Source organism: Pseudomonas sp. P7548 (genome assembly GCF_013386585.1).
Classification (GTDB): Bacteria; Pseudomonadota; Gammaproteobacteria; order Pseudomonadales; family Pseudomonadaceae; genus Aquipseudomonas.
Window position 1 is genome coordinate 18,873 of sequence record NZ_JACARO010000084.1, and the last position, 15,291, is coordinate 34,163.

16 protein-coding genes are annotated in these 15,291 nt (G+C 60.9%); 7 read left to right on the forward strand and 9 right to left on the reverse strand.

Features of this window, described 5'->3' with window-relative positions; all coding sequences use genetic code 11:
• Positions 1-5 precede the first annotated feature (5 nt).
• Complete coding sequence (locus tag HX803_RS27060; protein WP_178924987.1) at positions 6-374, reverse strand: hypothetical protein; 369 nt, start codon at positions 372-374, stop codon at positions 6-8.
• A gap of 132 nt (positions 375-506) precedes the next feature.
• Between HX803_RS27060 and earP the strand changes: the two genes are divergently transcribed.
• Both earP and HX803_RS27070 read left to right on the forward strand, forming a co-directional pair.
• Positions 507-1,640 (forward strand): elongation factor P maturation arginine rhamnosyltransferase EarP, encoded by a 1,134-nt coding sequence (earP, locus tag HX803_RS27065; RefSeq protein ID WP_178924989.1) that lies wholly within the window; start codon positions 507-509, stop codon positions 1,638-1,640.
• A 49-nt stretch (positions 1,641-1,689) separates the two neighbouring features.
• Positions 1,690-2,262 (forward strand): elongation factor P, encoded by a 573-nt coding sequence (locus tag HX803_RS27070; RefSeq protein ID WP_003172723.1) that lies wholly within the window; start codon positions 1,690-1,692, stop codon positions 2,260-2,262.
• A 64-nt stretch (positions 2,263-2,326) separates the two neighbouring features.
• On the opposite strand, the gene HX803_RS27075 is transcribed toward HX803_RS27070, so the two are convergent.
• The 4 genes from HX803_RS27075 to HX803_RS27090 form a co-directional block, all read right to left on the reverse strand.
• Positions 2,327-3,343 (reverse strand): alpha/beta hydrolase, encoded by a 1,017-nt coding sequence (locus HX803_RS27075; protein ID WP_178924991.1) that lies wholly within the window; start codon positions 3,341-3,343, stop codon positions 2,327-2,329.
• A 28-nt stretch (positions 3,344-3,371) separates the two neighbouring features.
• Positions 3,372-3,791, reverse strand: a complete 420-nt coding sequence (locus HX803_RS27080; RefSeq protein ID WP_178924994.1) for an organic hydroperoxide resistance protein — start codon at positions 3,789-3,791, stop codon at positions 3,372-3,374.
• A gap of 318 nt (positions 3,792-4,109) precedes the next feature.
• On the reverse strand, positions 4,110-4,562 hold the full coding sequence (locus HX803_RS27085; protein ID WP_178924996.1) for a MarR family winged helix-turn-helix transcriptional regulator: 453 nt from the start codon (positions 4,560-4,562) through the stop codon (positions 4,110-4,112).
• Between the two features lie 80 nt (positions 4,563-4,642).
• The gene (locus HX803_RS27090; protein WP_178924998.1) at positions 4,643-5,593 is read right to left on the reverse strand and encodes a LysR family transcriptional regulator; all 951 of its coding nucleotides are present in this window, start codon (positions 5,591-5,593) and stop codon (positions 4,643-4,645) included.
• 109 nt (positions 5,594-5,702) lie between these two features.
• Between HX803_RS27090 and HX803_RS27095 the strand changes: the two genes are divergently transcribed.
• Positions 5,703-6,452, forward strand: coding sequence for a sulfite exporter TauE/SafE family protein (locus tag HX803_RS27095; RefSeq protein WP_178925000.1), 750 nt, complete (start codon positions 5,703-5,705; stop codon positions 6,450-6,452).
• On the opposite strand, the gene HX803_RS27100 is transcribed toward HX803_RS27095, so the two are convergent.
• Positions 6,442-7,323: a LysR family transcriptional regulator gene (locus HX803_RS27100; protein ID WP_178925002.1), complete on the reverse strand. Its 882-nt coding sequence runs from the start codon at positions 7,321-7,323 to the stop codon at positions 6,442-6,444. The two genes, HX803_RS27095 and HX803_RS27100, sit on opposite strands and share 11 nt — an antisense overlap.
• Positions 7,324-7,393: 70 nt before the next feature.
• On the opposite strand from HX803_RS27100, the gene HX803_RS27105 reads away from it, so the two are divergent.
• The gene (locus HX803_RS27105) at positions 7,394-7,600 is read left to right on the forward strand and encodes a DUF1127 domain-containing protein (protein ID WP_256732950.1); all 207 of its coding nucleotides are present in this window, start codon (positions 7,394-7,396) and stop codon (positions 7,598-7,600) included.
• 45 nt (positions 7,601-7,645) lie between these two features.
• Entirely contained in the window at positions 7,646-8,878 is a 1,233-nt protein-coding gene (locus tag HX803_RS27110) for a winged helix-turn-helix domain-containing protein (protein WP_178925006.1), read from the forward strand.
• Between the two features lie 113 nt (positions 8,879-8,991).
• Here the strand turns inward: HX803_RS27110 and HX803_RS27115 are convergent, their stop codons facing one another.
• Positions 8,992-10,338 (reverse strand): class II 3-deoxy-7-phosphoheptulonate synthase, encoded by a 1,347-nt coding sequence (locus HX803_RS27115; protein ID WP_176998246.1) that lies wholly within the window; start codon positions 10,336-10,338, stop codon positions 8,992-8,994.
• A 122-nt stretch (positions 10,339-10,460) separates the two neighbouring features.
• On the opposite strand from HX803_RS27115, the gene HX803_RS27120 reads away from it, so the two are divergent.
• On the forward strand, positions 10,461-11,216 hold the full coding sequence (locus tag HX803_RS27120) for a spermidine synthase (RefSeq protein ID WP_178925008.1): 756 nt from the start codon (positions 10,461-10,463) through the stop codon (positions 11,214-11,216).
• Between the two features lie 119 nt (positions 11,217-11,335).
• Here HX803_RS27120 and HX803_RS27125 read toward each other — a convergent pair whose 3' ends face one another.
• Entirely contained in the window at positions 11,336-12,127 is a 792-nt protein-coding gene (locus tag HX803_RS27125) for a crotonase/enoyl-CoA hydratase family protein (RefSeq protein ID WP_178925010.1), read from the reverse strand.
• A gap of 422 nt (positions 12,128-12,549) precedes the next feature.
• Between HX803_RS27125 and HX803_RS27130 the strand changes: the two genes are divergently transcribed.
• Positions 12,550-14,223, forward strand: a complete 1,674-nt coding sequence (locus HX803_RS27130; RefSeq protein WP_178925012.1) for a DEAD/DEAH box helicase — start codon at positions 12,550-12,552, stop codon at positions 14,221-14,223.
• Between the two features lie 208 nt (positions 14,224-14,431).
• Here the strand turns inward: HX803_RS27130 and HX803_RS27135 are convergent, their stop codons facing one another.
• Positions 14,432-15,199: a class III extradiol ring-cleavage dioxygenase gene (locus HX803_RS27135; RefSeq protein ID WP_178925014.1), complete on the reverse strand. Its 768-nt coding sequence runs from the start codon at positions 15,197-15,199 to the stop codon at positions 14,432-14,434.
• Between the last annotated feature and the right edge of the window lie 92 nt (positions 15,200-15,291).

A 15,291-nucleotide genomic window follows, 5' to 3' on the forward strand; every position in this document is an offset into this window, starting at 1 on the left:
GGTCATCAATCGCAGAATTGCAGGACATTGGCTCGGGTCTTTTCGTTGGGGGCGTTCTGGTCCTGTTGCAGCCAGAACTGGCATTTGGGGTTGGACAGGTTGCGCGCATTGCTGCGGGCCTGGTCCAGGGCTTGCTGTTGTTCCTGCTTCTGCAGGTTCTGTTGATACTGCTCGAACATGCGGTTCGGCGGCTCAACTGGCGCAACCGCCGGCTTGCCCAATTGCTGCACTGCCTGGGCCACCGGTGCCAGGCTTTGCGGGAACAGGTAGCGAGACGCCAGCCAGGTGCTGAGCACGATGGCGACAAACCCCAGCCACACGCCAAACGCGATAGCGACACTGAGCTTGAACAGCGACAACGGACGATCAGACATGACGGCCTCCTGGCAGGCATTTGCGGCGTGGCGGCGATTGTCGCACAGCCACCGTGCAGAATAATCGCGATCAAGCCTTCTGCATTGCAGCATTTATGCGGACAATCGAGCCTTTGATCGTTGGAGCCCGGAATGAAAGCCCGCTGGGATATTTTTTGCAGCGTCGTCGACAACTACGGCGACATCGGCGTGACCTGGCGCCTGGCCCGGCAACTGGTGGTGGAGCATGGTTGTGACGTGCGCTTGTGGGTTGATGACCTGCGGGCCTTCGAGCGCATGTGCCCGGAAATCGATGTGCAGCGGGATACGCAATGGCAGGAGGGCGTTGAAGTGCGCCACTGGCCGGCTGAATGGCCCGAGACCGCGTCCGCCGATGTGGTCATTGCTGCATTCGCCTGCCAACTGCCTCCCGACTATATGGAAGCCATGGCTGCGCGCGAACGTGTGCCGTTGTGGATGAACCTGGATTACCTCAGCGCCGAAGACTGGGTGGTGGGGTGTCATCGCCTGCCATCGGTGAAGTTCAAGGGCGTGCAGAAGTACTTCTTCTTTCCGGGTTTTCGTGTGGGAACGGGCGGTTTGTTACGTGAGACGGGCCTGTTGGAGCAGCGTCAGGCGTTTCAGCAAGATGGCGCCGCGCGTCAGCAATTCCTGCAATCCTTGGGCGTGTTTCCTGCGCCGGATGCGCGTTTGATGTCACTGTTTGCCTATGAAAATGCAGGGCTCGCCAGTTGGCTGGACGTGTTGGCAACGGACGGGCGCGCCACTCATCTGCTGGTTCCGGAAGGGCGCATCCTGGGTGATGTGCAGCGCTGGCTGGGCGTTGAGGGGCTGGTAGCGGGCGATATCCACGTGCGCGAGGCCCTGACCGTGCAGGTGCTGCCGTTCGTGCGCCAGGAACAATACGACCGTCTGCTGTGGAGTTGCGAGTTCAACGCGGTGCGCGGTGAAGACTCGTTCGTGCGCGCCCAGTGGGCCGGGCGCCCGCTGTTGTGGCACATCTATCGGCAGGACGAAGACATCCACTTGGACAAGCTCGATGCGTTCCTGGCGCTCTATACCGCTGCGTTATCCCCGGCCGCGAAGGCTGCACTGATCGCGCTCTGGCAAGCCTGGAACACGGAGGGCGATATGGCACAGCCGTGGAAAATGTTGCTGGAGCACTGGCCGGAGGTGAGCCTGCACGCGCAATCGTGGTGTCTGGAACAAGGCTTGCAGGCCGATCTTGCGACGGCGCTGGTACAGTTTTATGAAAGTTGGATATGATACGCCACCTTGAATTTTGTAAATCCCATCCAAATTTCGGATATATGCAATGAAAACTGGTAAAGAACTGAAACCCGGTACAGTGATCCGTCTCGAAAACGACCCTTGGCTGGTTCAGAAAGCTGAGTTCACCAAGTCTGGTCGTAACAGCGCAATCATGAAGACCAAGCTGAAGAACCTGCTGACCGGTTACAAGACCGAGATCGTTTACAGCGCCGACGACAAACTGGACGACGTGATCCTCGACCGCAAAGAAGCGACCCTGTCCTTCATCAGCGGCGACACCTACACGTTCATGGACACCACCGACTACACCATGTACGAGCTGAACGCTGAAGATATCGAAGCCGTTCTGCCGTTCATCGAAGAAGGCATGGAAGACGTTTGCGAAGCTATTTTCTTCGAAGAGCGCCTGGTTTCCGTAGAACTGCCGACCACCATCGTGCGTAAAGTGGCCTACACCGAAGGTTCCGCTCGTGGCGACACTTCGGGCAAGGTCATGAAGCCAGCTAAGCTGAGCAACGGTACCGAGCTGCAAGTTGCCGACTTCATCGAAATCGACGACCTGATCGAAATCGACACCCGTGAAGGTGGTTCGTACAAAGGTCGCGCCAAGAAGTAATTCAGGCCCTGCCGATACGAAAAAAAGCCCGACCTAGAGTCGGGCTTTTTTGTGGGCGTCACTTTTACTTCAGGTGCTGCTTGAGCTCATCCGCGGCTTGGAGCAGGGCTGAACGGACTGCCGGTACCTGGCTGACCACGTTGAGCAAACCGTAGTCGTGGATCATGCCGTTGTAGCGTACGGCGGTCACCGGCACACCGGCTGCGTCCAGCTTGCGGGCATAGGCTTCACCTTCGTCACGCAGCACGTCGGCGCCGGCGGTCTGGATCAGCGCGGGCGGCAGGCCCTTTAGCTGGTCCGTGGTGGCCCGCAATGGCGAGGCGTAGATCTCGGCGCGTTGCTTGGCATCGGTGGTGTAGTTGTCCCAGAACCACTTCATCATGTTCCGGGTGAGGAAGTGCCCTTCGGCATATTGGTTATAGGACCCGGTGTCGAAGTTGGCGTCGGTCACCGGCCACAGCAGCAACTGGAACTTGATCGCTGGCGTGCCCTTGTCCTTGGCCATCAGGCTGACCACCGCCGCCATGTTGCCGCCGACACTATTGCCCGCGACCGCCAAGCGCTTGCCATCGACGTTGATCTCTTTACCGTGCTCGGCCACCCATTTCGTGGCGCCGTAGGCCTGGTTGATCGCCACCGGGTAATGCGCTTCTGGCGAAGGCGTGTAGTTGACGAATACCGCCGCCGCCCCCGAACCCACGACCAGGTCCCGCACGAGGCGTTCATGGGTCGGGTAATCCCCCAGCACCCAGCCGCCGCCATGGAAGAACATGAACACGGGCAATGTGCCCTTGACCCCGGCTGGGCGCACGATGGTCAGGCCCAAGGGCTTGCCATCGACTTGGATGGTCTTATGGCTCACATCCGCCTGTGGCAGCGTCAGCTTCACACCGGCCTGGGCGCCGGCCAGTACGGCACGGGCGTCCTGTGGCGTCAGTTGCTCCATCGGTTTACCGGTACCTGCGTTCAACACATCCAGGAAGGCCTGAGTGTTGTGCTCGACATCACCGGTTGCAGCAAACGCGCTGGTGATGGACAGGGCGAGCAGGGTGCCGGTGAGCGCTTTACCAATTGTGTTCATTGTTCTCTCCAAGGGCGGCCGAGTTCATTTAGACGGTCACGTGCAGGCGTACATCGACGTTGCCACGGGTGGCGTTGGAATACGGGCACACCTGGTGGGCAGCATCGACCAGGCTTTGCGCGTCGTCCTGGGCCAGGCCCGGCAGATTGATGTTCAGGTCGATGTCCAGACCGAAACCACCAGGGATCTGGCCGATGCCGACGTGGGCAGTGATCGACGCGTCATCGGGGATTTTGCGTTTGGTCTGGCTGGCGACGAACTTCAGTGCGCCAATAAAGCAGGCCGAGTAGCCGGCGGCGAACAGTTGCTCAGGGTTGGTCGCCTGGCCGCCAGCACCGCCCAGTTCTTTGGGGGTGGTGAGTTTTACGTCGAGGATGTTGTCGCTGGAAACAGCACGGCCATCACGGCCGCCGGTGGCGGTGGCTACTGCGGTATAGAGAGTTTGCATGGTGTCGTCCTCTTGGTTTTTAGCGCTAAATATTTGCGCGCTAAGTAGTTGGTGAGGCGAATGTATAGCGCTAATGTTTTGCGCGCAAGATAAATTTACAAATTATTTTTGTGAGCGACTGTCAGTCAATGTGGGAGGGCGCTAATGAAATTTGCTGCAACCGATTCTTGTAGTGAGCGGGCTTGCCCGCGCTGGGTGGCGGAGCCGCCCCAAAACCAGTCATCCAGCTCTACCTGGAAGAATGCGGAGGCCGGATTGAGGCGGCTTCGCCACCAGCGCGGGGCAAGCCCGCTCACTACAGGGGGAGTGGCAATAGGTCTAGATGGCGTTCTGCAGATTGCTCCGCAATGCAACGAGATCTGCCTGCAGCTTAAGTAATTGTTCCAACTCCAAACCGCTGGCGCCGAGAATGCACTGTGGAATGCCCATAGCCTTGTCCTGCAAGGCGCGGCCGGCGTCGGTCAACTCCACCACGACAACCCGTTCATCTTCACGGCTGCGGGTGCGGCTGAGCAGGCCTTCGGCCTCCAGCCGCTTGAGCAGTGGGGTCAGTGAGCCCGGGTCGGTCAGCAGTCGGCTGCTGATTTCGCCGACGGTCAAACCGTCTTCTTCCCACAAGACCATCATGGCCAGGTATTGCGGGTAGGTCAGTCCAAGGGCTTGCAGCAGCGGTTTGTAGACCTTGGTCATCAAAAGCGATGTGGAGTGCAGGGCAAAGCACAGCTGGTTGTCCAGCATCAGTGATTCGCATGGGGCAGGGTTCTTGCTCATGGCGGTGCCTCGAAAAAGCGTGTCTGGGCTGGAATCTAGCGGCCAAATCTTTAATGCGCCAGATAATTCTGTCTGCCCGGTCAGACCAAGCCGCTTTGCAGCGCCAGATCCCAAGGCGGCACAGGGCTGAAACGTGACTTGAGGTATTCCAGCAGCAAGCGACTGCGGGCGTTGGCCTGTTGTTCCAGGCGCAGTGCGTAGATTCCTGTGGTTTCCGGGCTGGGCAGGCCGTTTTCGCAGAACAGCGGCAGCAATTCGCCGCGTACCAGGTATTCACTCGCCAGCCAGGTGGGAAGGTGAGCGATGCCCAACCCTGCCAAAGCGCCCGACAGCAGCGCCTCGGCATTGTTGGCGCTCATGCGGATACGTTTTGGGCGATAGGTGGCGCGGCGCCCATCCAGTTCGAAGCGCCAGGCGAACATTGGCGCCAGCCCATCCCAGTCCAGGCCGTCGTGGTCGCTGAGTTCGTGCGGATGAGTGGGTGTACCGCGGTTTTTCAGGTAAGCCGGGCTGGCGCAGGCGATGCGCACGATACTGGCCAGGGGCGTGGCAATCAGTCGGGTGTCGACGATATGCCCGGCGCGCAGCACCAGGTCAACCTTGCCCAGGTGCGCGCCCTGCATGTCCACAAAGCTGTCGATCAGGTGCAGGTGCACATCCAGGCCTGGGTACACATTCAGGAAGTCGGCAATCACCGGGGCGAGGTGCCGCCGACCAAACGCCGCCGGTGCATCCACACGAATCAAACCTTCCGGCGCATGGCTCAAGGACACCGCCTCGGCCCGTGCCAATTGCAGTTCGCTGACGATCCGCCGCGCACGCTCGGCAAAGGCCAGGCCTGCCGGTGTGGGCACCACCGCATGGGTGCTGCGCTGGAACAACTGGCTGCCCACCGAGTTTTCCAGGCTGTCGATACGTCGCGCCACCGCTGAAGGTGTCAGCGGATGGCGGCGCGCAGCCGCAGAAAAACTGCCGGTTTCCAGCACATCGAGGAACAGACCCAGTTGATCGGTCAGGGCATTAGGATTCATGAAATATACGCTTATGCGAGATTGGCACAGCCATTGTGCGTTGCTGTGCGTTTCCGCGCCAGAGCCGACTGCGTAGCATGCAAGGCCTGGGCTTCTGGAGTAATGAGCGGTGTTGGATTTGGCGATGTACCTCTTATTGGGCGCGGCTCTGGGCACGGTCGGCGGGCTGTTTGGCATTGGTGGCGGGTTGATTGCAATCCCGGTGCTGGGCGTGTTGTTTGGCCTGGATCAGCAGCTTGCCCAAGGCACAGCACTGGTCATGGTGGTGCCTAACGTGATGCTGGCCCTGTGGCGTTATCACCAGCGCAACCGCATCGAACTGCGCCACGCACTGCCATTGGGCGTGATGGGTTTCAGCTTTGCCTGGCTCGGTTCTATCTGGGCCGTGGGCCTGGACGCGGGGGCCATGCGCGTCGGCTTTATTGCGTTTCTGCTGACGCTGGCGGCCTACAATCTGCTGCGCATGTTCACGCGCAATGCGCCGCCCACCGCGCAGATGCGCTATTCCTGGCCTTGGCTGGGTGTGTTGGGCGCGGCCTCGGGCTCCATGGGCGGCCTGTTCGGCGTGGGCGGTGCGGTGGTTGCCACGCCGGTGCTGACCAGCGTGTTTGGCACCACCCAAGTGGTAGCCCAAGGCCTGTCCCTGGCGCTGGCGTTGCCCAGTACCGGCGTGACTCTGGTGACTTACGCCTGGCACCACGAAGTGGACTGGATGATCGGTGTACCGCTGGCCGTCGGCGGCCTGTTGAGTATCAGTTGGGGCGTGAAAGTGGCCCACGCATTGCCGGAACGCGTGCTGCGCGGTTTGTTCTGCGGCTTCCTGGCGGTTTGTGCGGTGATGCTCACCTTCAAAGTTTGAAGCCTTCGAGGATGTATTCGGCCAGGCATTCGGTGATCGGCGAAGTCATTGCCGGGTTGCGCAACAAACGCAGGTTCACCGACGGCAATGGCGGGAATCCTTCTTCGCTGCCCAGAATGCGCAGGTCTTCGGTCACCAGGCTTTCCATGCTGACCGTGACAGCCAGGCCTGCGCCGACCACCGCCTGGATCGCCGCGCCATTGGAGCTGTGGTAGGCCAGGCGGTAATCACGCCCCACCGCATCGAGCGCGGCGCGGGTCCACTGGGTGCAAAAACTGTCCAGGCCGGAAATGGCCAGCGGCAGAGACTCATGTTCTTCCACGCAAAAGCACGGCGCCGCCACCCAGACCATGCGCTCATTGCGCAGCAGTTCGCCGATTTCACTGCCGGGCTCGCGGCTGATGACGGTCAGTGCCAGGTCCCGCCGCTGCATCAACACCAATGACGACTCACAGTGCATCTCGATCTGGATCAACGGGTACGCCTTGGAGAACCGCTTGAGGATGCCCGGCAGGTAGCGCATCACGTAGTCGTCCGGCGTGCCGATGCGCACCAGCCCCACCATATGCGGCTCGCGCAGCGTGTTGAACACCTCGCTGTGCAATTTCAGGATGCGCCGCGCATAGCCCAGCAGCACCTGGCCTTCGGGCGTGAGCCGCACCTGGCGGCCGTCGCGCTCAAACAGCTTGCGCTGCAGCACGTCCTCTTCCAGGCGTTTCATCTGCATGCTCACCGCCGATTGCGTGCGGTTGACCAGTTCTCCCGCGCGGGTGAACCCGCCCTGATCGGCGATGGCGACGAAGGTGCGCAGCACGTCAGTGTCGATGCTCGGGTAGCCTGACAATTGATCAATCTCCGAGATGTATTGCATAAAAAACATTCGTTGGATTGATCATAGTGCCAAGCACACACTGGCGTCATCCCCACTGGAGGGCGAAAAGATGAAAGGTCAAACCGGGTTTGTGTTGATGGCGAAACGTCCGTTTTCCGGGCTGTTTCACACCGTGGCGCGCTGGCAGGCGCTGCACCATGAGCGCCAGATGCTGGCGAGCCTGAGCGACGAAGCGCTCAAGGACATCGGCCTCAACCGTGCCGATGTAGAGCAAGAGCGCCACCTGCATTTCTGGGAAGACCCGCTGCGAAAATGATCGCGGATGCAGTAGGGTAGTCGGCGAGCCCACACGGAGACCCCCATGCCTGCCGACCTGTCATTTTCACTCAAGCAAGCTCGACGCATGGCGCTGGCGGCCCAGGGATTTTCCGGGCGCCAGGCGCCTGCGCTGATCAAGGCCGCGCACCTGAACCGGATGATCGATCGGTTGGGGGTGTTGCAGATCGATTCGGTGAATGCCGTCGTGCGTTCCCATTACCTGCCGCTGTTTTCCCGTTTGGGCAACTACGCCCCCTTGATGCTTGAACAGGCGGCCTGGAGCCAGGGCCGGCGACGTTCGCTGTTCGAATATTGGGGGCATGAAGCCTCATTGCTGCCCATGGCGCTGTACCCGCTGATGCGCTGGCGCATGGAGCGAGCCAAGCAAGGGCAGGGCATCTATTCGCAGATGGCGCGTTTTGGTCGTGAACAACAGGCCACTATCCAGCGCGTGCTGCGCAGCGTTGAGCAGCAAGGCGCATTGGGTGCGGGCAGCCTGTCGACCCGTGAGGAGCGGGCCGGTCCGTGGTGGGACTGGAGTGATGAGAAACATGCGTTGGAATGGCTGTTCGCGGCCGGCTTGGTCACGGTTGCAGGACGGCGCGGTTTTGAACGGCTCTATGATTTGCCGGAGCGTGTCATCCCGGACGACATCCTTCAACACCCCGCCTTGAGCGAAGCCGAGGCCCACCACGGCTTGCTGCTGCACAGCGCCACTGCGCTGGGCGTGGGCACCGAGAAAGACCTGCGTGATTATTTCCGCCTGGATCCGGCCGACAGTCGCAGCGCTTTGGCGGAACTGGTCGAGGATGGCCAGTTGGTGACGTGCCAGGTCCAGGGTTGGAAGCCGCTTGCCTATTGTCTTCCCGAACCCCGAGTGCCGCGCAAGGTTCCGGCCAGCGCCCTGTTGTCACCCTTTGATTCACTGATCTGGGAGCGCAGCCGCACCGAGCGTCTGTTTGATTTCCGCTACCGGCTGGAGATCTACACACCACAGGACAAGCGGGTGTTCGGCTATTACGTGCTGCCGTTTTTGCACAACGAACGGATTGCCGCACGCGTCGACCTGCGCGCCGAACGCGCCAATGGGCGCCTGGCCGTGCATGCGGTGCATGAAGAAGAACCGGCTTTGGACGAAGAGGGCATGCAGGCGCTGGCTGCGAACCTGCTGCAAATGGCCAGCTGGTTGGGGCTGGAGCAGGTGCAGCTCAATTGCCAGCGACCGAGTGCTGATAGGTTGCGGGTGGCAATGGCTAAAATGGATAGTGGTTTTTAGGGCCTCTTCGCGAGCAAGCCCGCTCCCACACTTGACCGTATTCCAGAGGAGGTACGCGTACAAATGTGGGAGCGGGCTTGCTCGCGAAGGCGACAGCCCAGACAACTAAAATCTCAGCGCTTAACTTGCTTTAACGTCTCCGCAATCAAAAACGCCAACTCCAACGACTGATCGGCATTCATCCGTGGGTCGCAATGAGTGTGGTAGCGGTCTGATAAACCGTCCTCAGTGATCGGCCGCGCGCCCCCGATGCATTCGGTGACGTTCTGCCCGGTCATTTCGATATGGATGCCGCCCGCATACGTGCCTTCGGCCTGGTGCACCTGGAAGAACGCCTTCACTTCGCTGAGGATCTGCGCAAAGTCGCGGGTCTTGTAGCCACTGCTGGCCTTGATGGTGTTGCCGTGCATCGGGTCGGAGCTCCACAGCACCTGCTTGCCCTCGCGCTGAACGGCGCGGATCAGGTTTGGCAGGTGGTCGCCGACCTTGCCGGCACCCATGCGCGCGATCAGGTTGAGGCGGCCTGGGTCGTTGTCCGGGTTGAGGATGTCGATCAGGCGGATCAGGTCGTCGGGGTTCATGCTCGGGCCGACCTTGACCCCGATCGGGTTGTTCACGCCACGCAGGAACTCGACGTGGGCGCCGTCCAACTGGCGAGTGCGATCACCGATCCAGAGCATGTGGGCCGAGCAGTCGTAGTAGTCGTTGGTCAGGCTGTCGCGGCGCACGAACGCTTGTTCGTAGTTGAGCAGCAAGGCTTCGTGGGCGGTGAAAAAGCTGGTTTCGCGCAGTTGCGGCGAATCGTCCATGCCGCAGGCGCGCATGAAGGCCAGGGTTTCGTCGATGCGGTCGGCCAACTGGCTGTACTTTTCGGCCAGGGCGGAGTTGGCGATGAAGTCCAGGTTCCACTTGTGCACCTGGTGCAGGTCGGCAAAGCCGCCTTGGGCAAAGGCGCGCAACAGGTTCAGGGTGGCGGTGGACTGGTGGTACGACTGCAGCAGGCGGTCCGGGTCTGGCACGCGGCTTTTTTCGTCGAAACCGATGCCGTTGACGATGTCGCCACGGTAGGCCGGCAGAGTGATGCCGTCGATGGTCTCATCGTTGGCCGAACGCGGCTTGGCGAACTGGCCGGCCATGCGCCCGACTTTCACCACCGGGCAACCGGCGGCGAAGGTCATCACGATGGCCATCTGCAGCAGCACCTTGAAGGTGTCGCGGATCTTGGCCGCTGAGAACTCGGCAAAACTCTCGGCGCAGTCACCGCCCTGCAACAGGAACGCGCGACCCTGGGTCACTTCGGCAAACTGACGGCGCAACTCGCGGGCTTCCCCGGCAAACACCAGCGGCGGGTAGCTGGCCAGGCTCTGCTCCACGTGCAGCAAATGTGCAGCGTCCGGGTACTGGGGTTGTTGCTGGATCGGCAGGGCGCGCCAGCTGTCGGGGCTCCAGGGTTGGCTCATCATGAACTCGATTGGGTGGTTGACGGTCGGGCGCCAATGTTATCAGCAATTAGTGCGTGACCTGTTGCCGCCGGTTGGCCGACAATCGCGCCTTTGCAGTGCCCAACCCGTTAGGAGTAGTGATGACCGAGGAGCGTGTCGAGCGCCTGCTGGCCGAAGTCCATGATGATTTCGGCATGATCCGTGTGCTCGAAGTGGCCGATTACCGTTTTCTCGAGTTTGGCGATGCCATCGAGCAAAGCTGCGTGTTTACCGCCGATCCGAGCTGGCTGGAATACGACTACACCCGCGCGATGCTGATTGGTGCGCTGTGCCATGAATTGCCGGAGAGCGCGCTGTTCCTGGGGCTTGGTGCCGGTACGCTGACCCAGGCGTGCCTCAAGTTCCTGCCGCTGGAGGATGTCGAGGCCATTGAGCTGCGCCCTGACGTACCGCGCCTGGCCATCGAGTACCTGGGGCTGGATGATGATCCGCGGTTGTACATTCGCATCGGCGACGCCCTGCAACTGCTGGAGACGGCCGAGTCGGCCGACCTGATTTTCGTCGACCTGTACACCGATGTCGGCCCCGGCGTCGGGCACCTGGCCTGGACCTTCCTGGAAAACTGCCAGAAGAAACTCAACCCGGGTGGTTGGTTGGTGATCAACCAATGGGCCACGGATGATGGCAAGCCGTTGGGCGCCGCGTTGCTGCGTGGGTTGTACCACCGGCATTATTGGGAACTGCCGGTGAAGGAGGGCAATGTGATCCTGCTGGTGCCGTCAGACCTGGACCAGCCGCTGGATATGCAGGCGCTGTCGGCCCGCGCCGAAGCCTTGGCGCCGCGGTTGGGGTATTCGTTGCAGTCGCTGATCAAGGCGATCCGGCCTGCGACTTAGTTGTCTGTACCGACGCCTTCGCGAGCAAGCCCGCTCCCACATTCGACCGCATTCCAAAGGATGTACATGTACAAAGGTGGGAGCGGGCTTGCCCGCGAAGAGGCCATCACTGCCGGCGACTAAATCCCCTTGAACACCCCCGGCCGCTTCTCGACCATCGCCCGCACACCCTCCTTGGCATCCTCACTGTTCAGCAACTTATCCACCATCGGCGGCAACGCCGCGGCCGCCACCGTTTCACCTTCCATGCGCGCCAATCGCGCCGACATCAAAGTGGCCTGCACACCCAGCGGCGCCTGGCGTGCAATGCGGTTGGCCAGCTCAAGGGCGCGCGGCAGCAGGTCTTCGCTGGCCATCACTTCCTGTACCAACCCCAGGCGCAGGGCCTCGTGAGCGTCAAACTCGTCGCCGGTGAGCAGCCAGCGCATCGCGTTGCCCCAGCCGGCGATCTGATGAAAGCGCAAGGTCGCGCCGCCAAACGGAAAGATCCCACGCTGCACTTCCATTTGCGCAAAGCGCGTATTGCTGGCGCACAGGTTGATATCGGCGGCCAGCATCAGCTCAATGCCAATGGTCAGGCAGTAACCCTGGGCGGCGACGATCACCGGTTTACTCACCCGTGGACCGGCGAATACGCCCCAGGGATCGCAGCCGCCCAACGGGGGCTGCCAGCCTCCGGCCATCACGCCGCTGACATTGGCCAGGTCCAGCCCGGCGGTGAAGTGATCGCCGTGGGCAAACACCACGGCCACCCGGGCCTCCTCGTTTCGATCAAATTCGCCATAGGCCAGACTCAATTCATTGAGCAGGTCCAGGTCAAAGGCATTGCGCTTGGCGACTCGGTCCAGGCCCAACAGCAGGACATGGCCCTGTAATTCACGGCTGACGCGACTGCTGCTGGCTTGATTCATCGGGTGTGCCCTCGGGCGCAGGGAAGGTTTCAGACCAAAGGGTCCAAAGGGTTAGGTGAACCGTTTAAGCGTTGTGACCAACAGGGCCGGGCCTTTGAAAAATAGACCCTGGCGCGCTTATCTGCAAAGACTGTGACACAGCGCGGTTTATCGGTGCTTTGCGATAAAAAAAGCTCCCTTTTTCAGGTATTTCCGGTATAGTGCGCGCCGGCCTTTAACCGGGCCGCGTTTAGGTAGCGCAATTCCCCGAAGTCAGCTTCGGCTGCACGTCCGCACAGCGGACTCTTCCTTGACGAATCTTTTTCATTCATTCGTTTTCGCAAATCCCCGCCGACAAAGCAGCCAGGGCGACTCTTGAGTCTCAACACGGCATGCGCAGCTTTGGAGCATGGGTCTTTGCGGATGCACTTAGAGGCAGACCCATGACCCAGGAAACCGGCGGCTTCGCCGCTTTTAATCTGAACCCGAATATTCTTGCAGCCGTCGCAGCGACCGGCTACGAAGAGCCTTCGGCGATTCAGCAGCAATCGATCCCGATCATCATGGCCGGCAAGGACATGATTGGCCAGGCGCAAACCGGTACCGGCAAAACCGCCGCGTTCGCTTTGCCTATCCTGCAGTGCATCGACCCTGCCAAGCGCGAACCGCAAGCCCTGATCCTGGCGCCAACCCGTGAGTTGGCGCTGCAAGTAGCAACCGCTTTTGAAACCTACGCCAAGCAAATGCCAGGCGTCACCGTTGTGGCCGTTTACGGCGGCGCGCCGATGGGCCCACAACTCAAGGCAATCCGTAATGGCGCACAGATCGTTGTCGCCACCCCGGGCCGTCTGTGCGACCACCTGCGTCGTGACGAGAAAGTGCTGTCGACCGTGAACCACCTGGTTCTGGACGAAGCTGACGAAATGTTGAAGCTGGGCTTCATGGATGACCTGGAAGTCATCTTCAAGGCACTGCCTCCGACCCGTCAGACCGTGCTGTTCTCGGCCACCCTGCCACAGTCGATCCGTGCCATTGCCGAGCGTCACCTGCGTGACCCGGAGCACGTCAAGATCCAGACCAAGACCCAGACCGTTACCGCGATCGAACAGGCTCACCTGTTGGTTCACGCTGACCAGAAGACCTCGGCTGTCTTGAGCCTGCTGGAAGTCGAAGACTTCGACGCCCTGATCATGTTCGTGCGCACCAAGCAAGCGACCCTGGACCTGGCCAGTGCCCTGGAAGCCAAAGGCTACAAAGCCGCTGCGCTGAACGGTGACATCGCCCAGAACCAGCGTGAGCGCGTGATCGACTCCCTCAAGGATGGCCGCCTGGACATCGTTGTAGCGACCGACGTTGCTGCTCGTGGTCTCGACGTTCCACGTATCACCCACGTGTTCAACGTTGACATGCCGTACGATCCAGAGTCCTACGTTCACCGTATCGGCCGTACTGGCCGTGCAGGTCGCGAAGGTCGTGCACTGTTGCTGGTGACTCCACGTGAGCGCCGCATGCTGCAAGTGATCGAGCGTGTGACTGGCCAGAAAGTTGCCGAAGTCCGCCTGCCGGACGCCCAGGCTGTCCTGGACGCACGCATCAAGAAACTGACCAACAGCCTGTCGCCGCTGGTGGCTGATGCTGAATCGACCCACGGCGACCTGCTGGACCGCCTGACTGCCGATATCGGTTGCACCCCGCGTGCCCTGGCTGCAGCCCTGCTGCGCAAAGCAACCAACGGTCAAGCCCTGACCCTGGCTGCCATCGAAAAAGAACGTCCACTGGTTCCGAACAGCGCGCCACGCGGTGATCGTCCAGAGCGTTCCGGCGACCGTCCAGACCGTGGTGATCGTGAGCGTCGTGCTCCGGTTCCATTGGCTGAAGGCCGTGCTCGTTGCCGTACCGCGCTGGGCGCGCGTGATGGTATCGCTGCCAAGAACCTGCTGGGCGCTATCCTCAACGAGGGTGGCCTGGCACGTGAAGCCATCGGTCGTATCCAGGTCCGTGACAGCTTCTCCCTGGTGGAGTTGCCGGAAGACGGTCTGGAAAAACTGCTGACCAAGCTGAAAGACACTCGCGTTGCCGGTAAGCAGCTCAAACTGCGTCGCTACCGCGAAGATTGATCCGCCCTTGGGCTGATTGATCGCACATAAAAAATCCCCGACTGGTTCGGGGATTTTTTTTGCCTGGTATTTTCCGATCAACACTCGGTCAACTGTGGGAGTTGGCTTGCCTGCGATAGGATCACCCTGGTCTGCCTGGCACAACGGGGTGCCTGCATCGCAGGCAAGCAAGCTCCTACACACGCCCGTTTCCATCATTGGATTGGCGTCAGCCGAAGCGGTAGATGTCCATGCCCAGCGCGCCCAGGGTGAAGCCTTGGTGAGCGACACTGAAGTCACCCCCCGCACCCCGCGCAAAGTACAGCGGCAACAGGTGTTCATCGCTGGGATGGCTGCGCACGGCATGGGGCGCCTGTCGGCGGTAGTCATGCAGCGCGGTTTCATCGTTGGCGGCCAGCTTGTCCACCACCCAGTCACGGAAATCCCGCGCCCAGGGTTCAATGGTTTCCGGCCCGGCACGCCAGTTCAGCTCGCCCAGGTTGTGGGTGATGCTGCCGGAGCCAATCAGCAATACGCCTTGCTCGCGCAGGCTGGCGAGGGCATGCCCCACGCGCGTCTGCAGCGCTGGGCCCATACGACTGGGCAGTGACACCTGGACCACCGGAATATCGGCAGCCGGGTACATCAGCGACAGCGGTACCCAGGTGCCGTGGTCGAAGGGGCGCCGTTCATCGATGTGGGCATTCAAACCGTCGGCGTGCAGCAACGCCACAATTTCAGCGGCCAACTGCGGATCGCCGGGTGTGGGGTACTGCACGGCAAACAATTCGCGGGGGAAGCCCCCGAAGTCGTGCCAGGTTTCCGGGGCCTGGCTGCCGCTGACGAGTAATTCCTGGCTTTCCCAATGTGCCGATACCACCACGATCGCTTTAGGACGGGGCAATTCGGCGGCCAGGCGCTGCAGGGCCGGGCCACTGGCGCCGGGTTGCAGGGCCAGCATGGGCGAGCCGTTGGAGATAAACAGGCTGGGGAACATAAGTTGGGTCCTGAGCGTTAACATGGGACCATCTTCAATCAGATCATTGATCTAAATCTAATATAAGTTTTAGCGCCTTTTGATCGAATTTT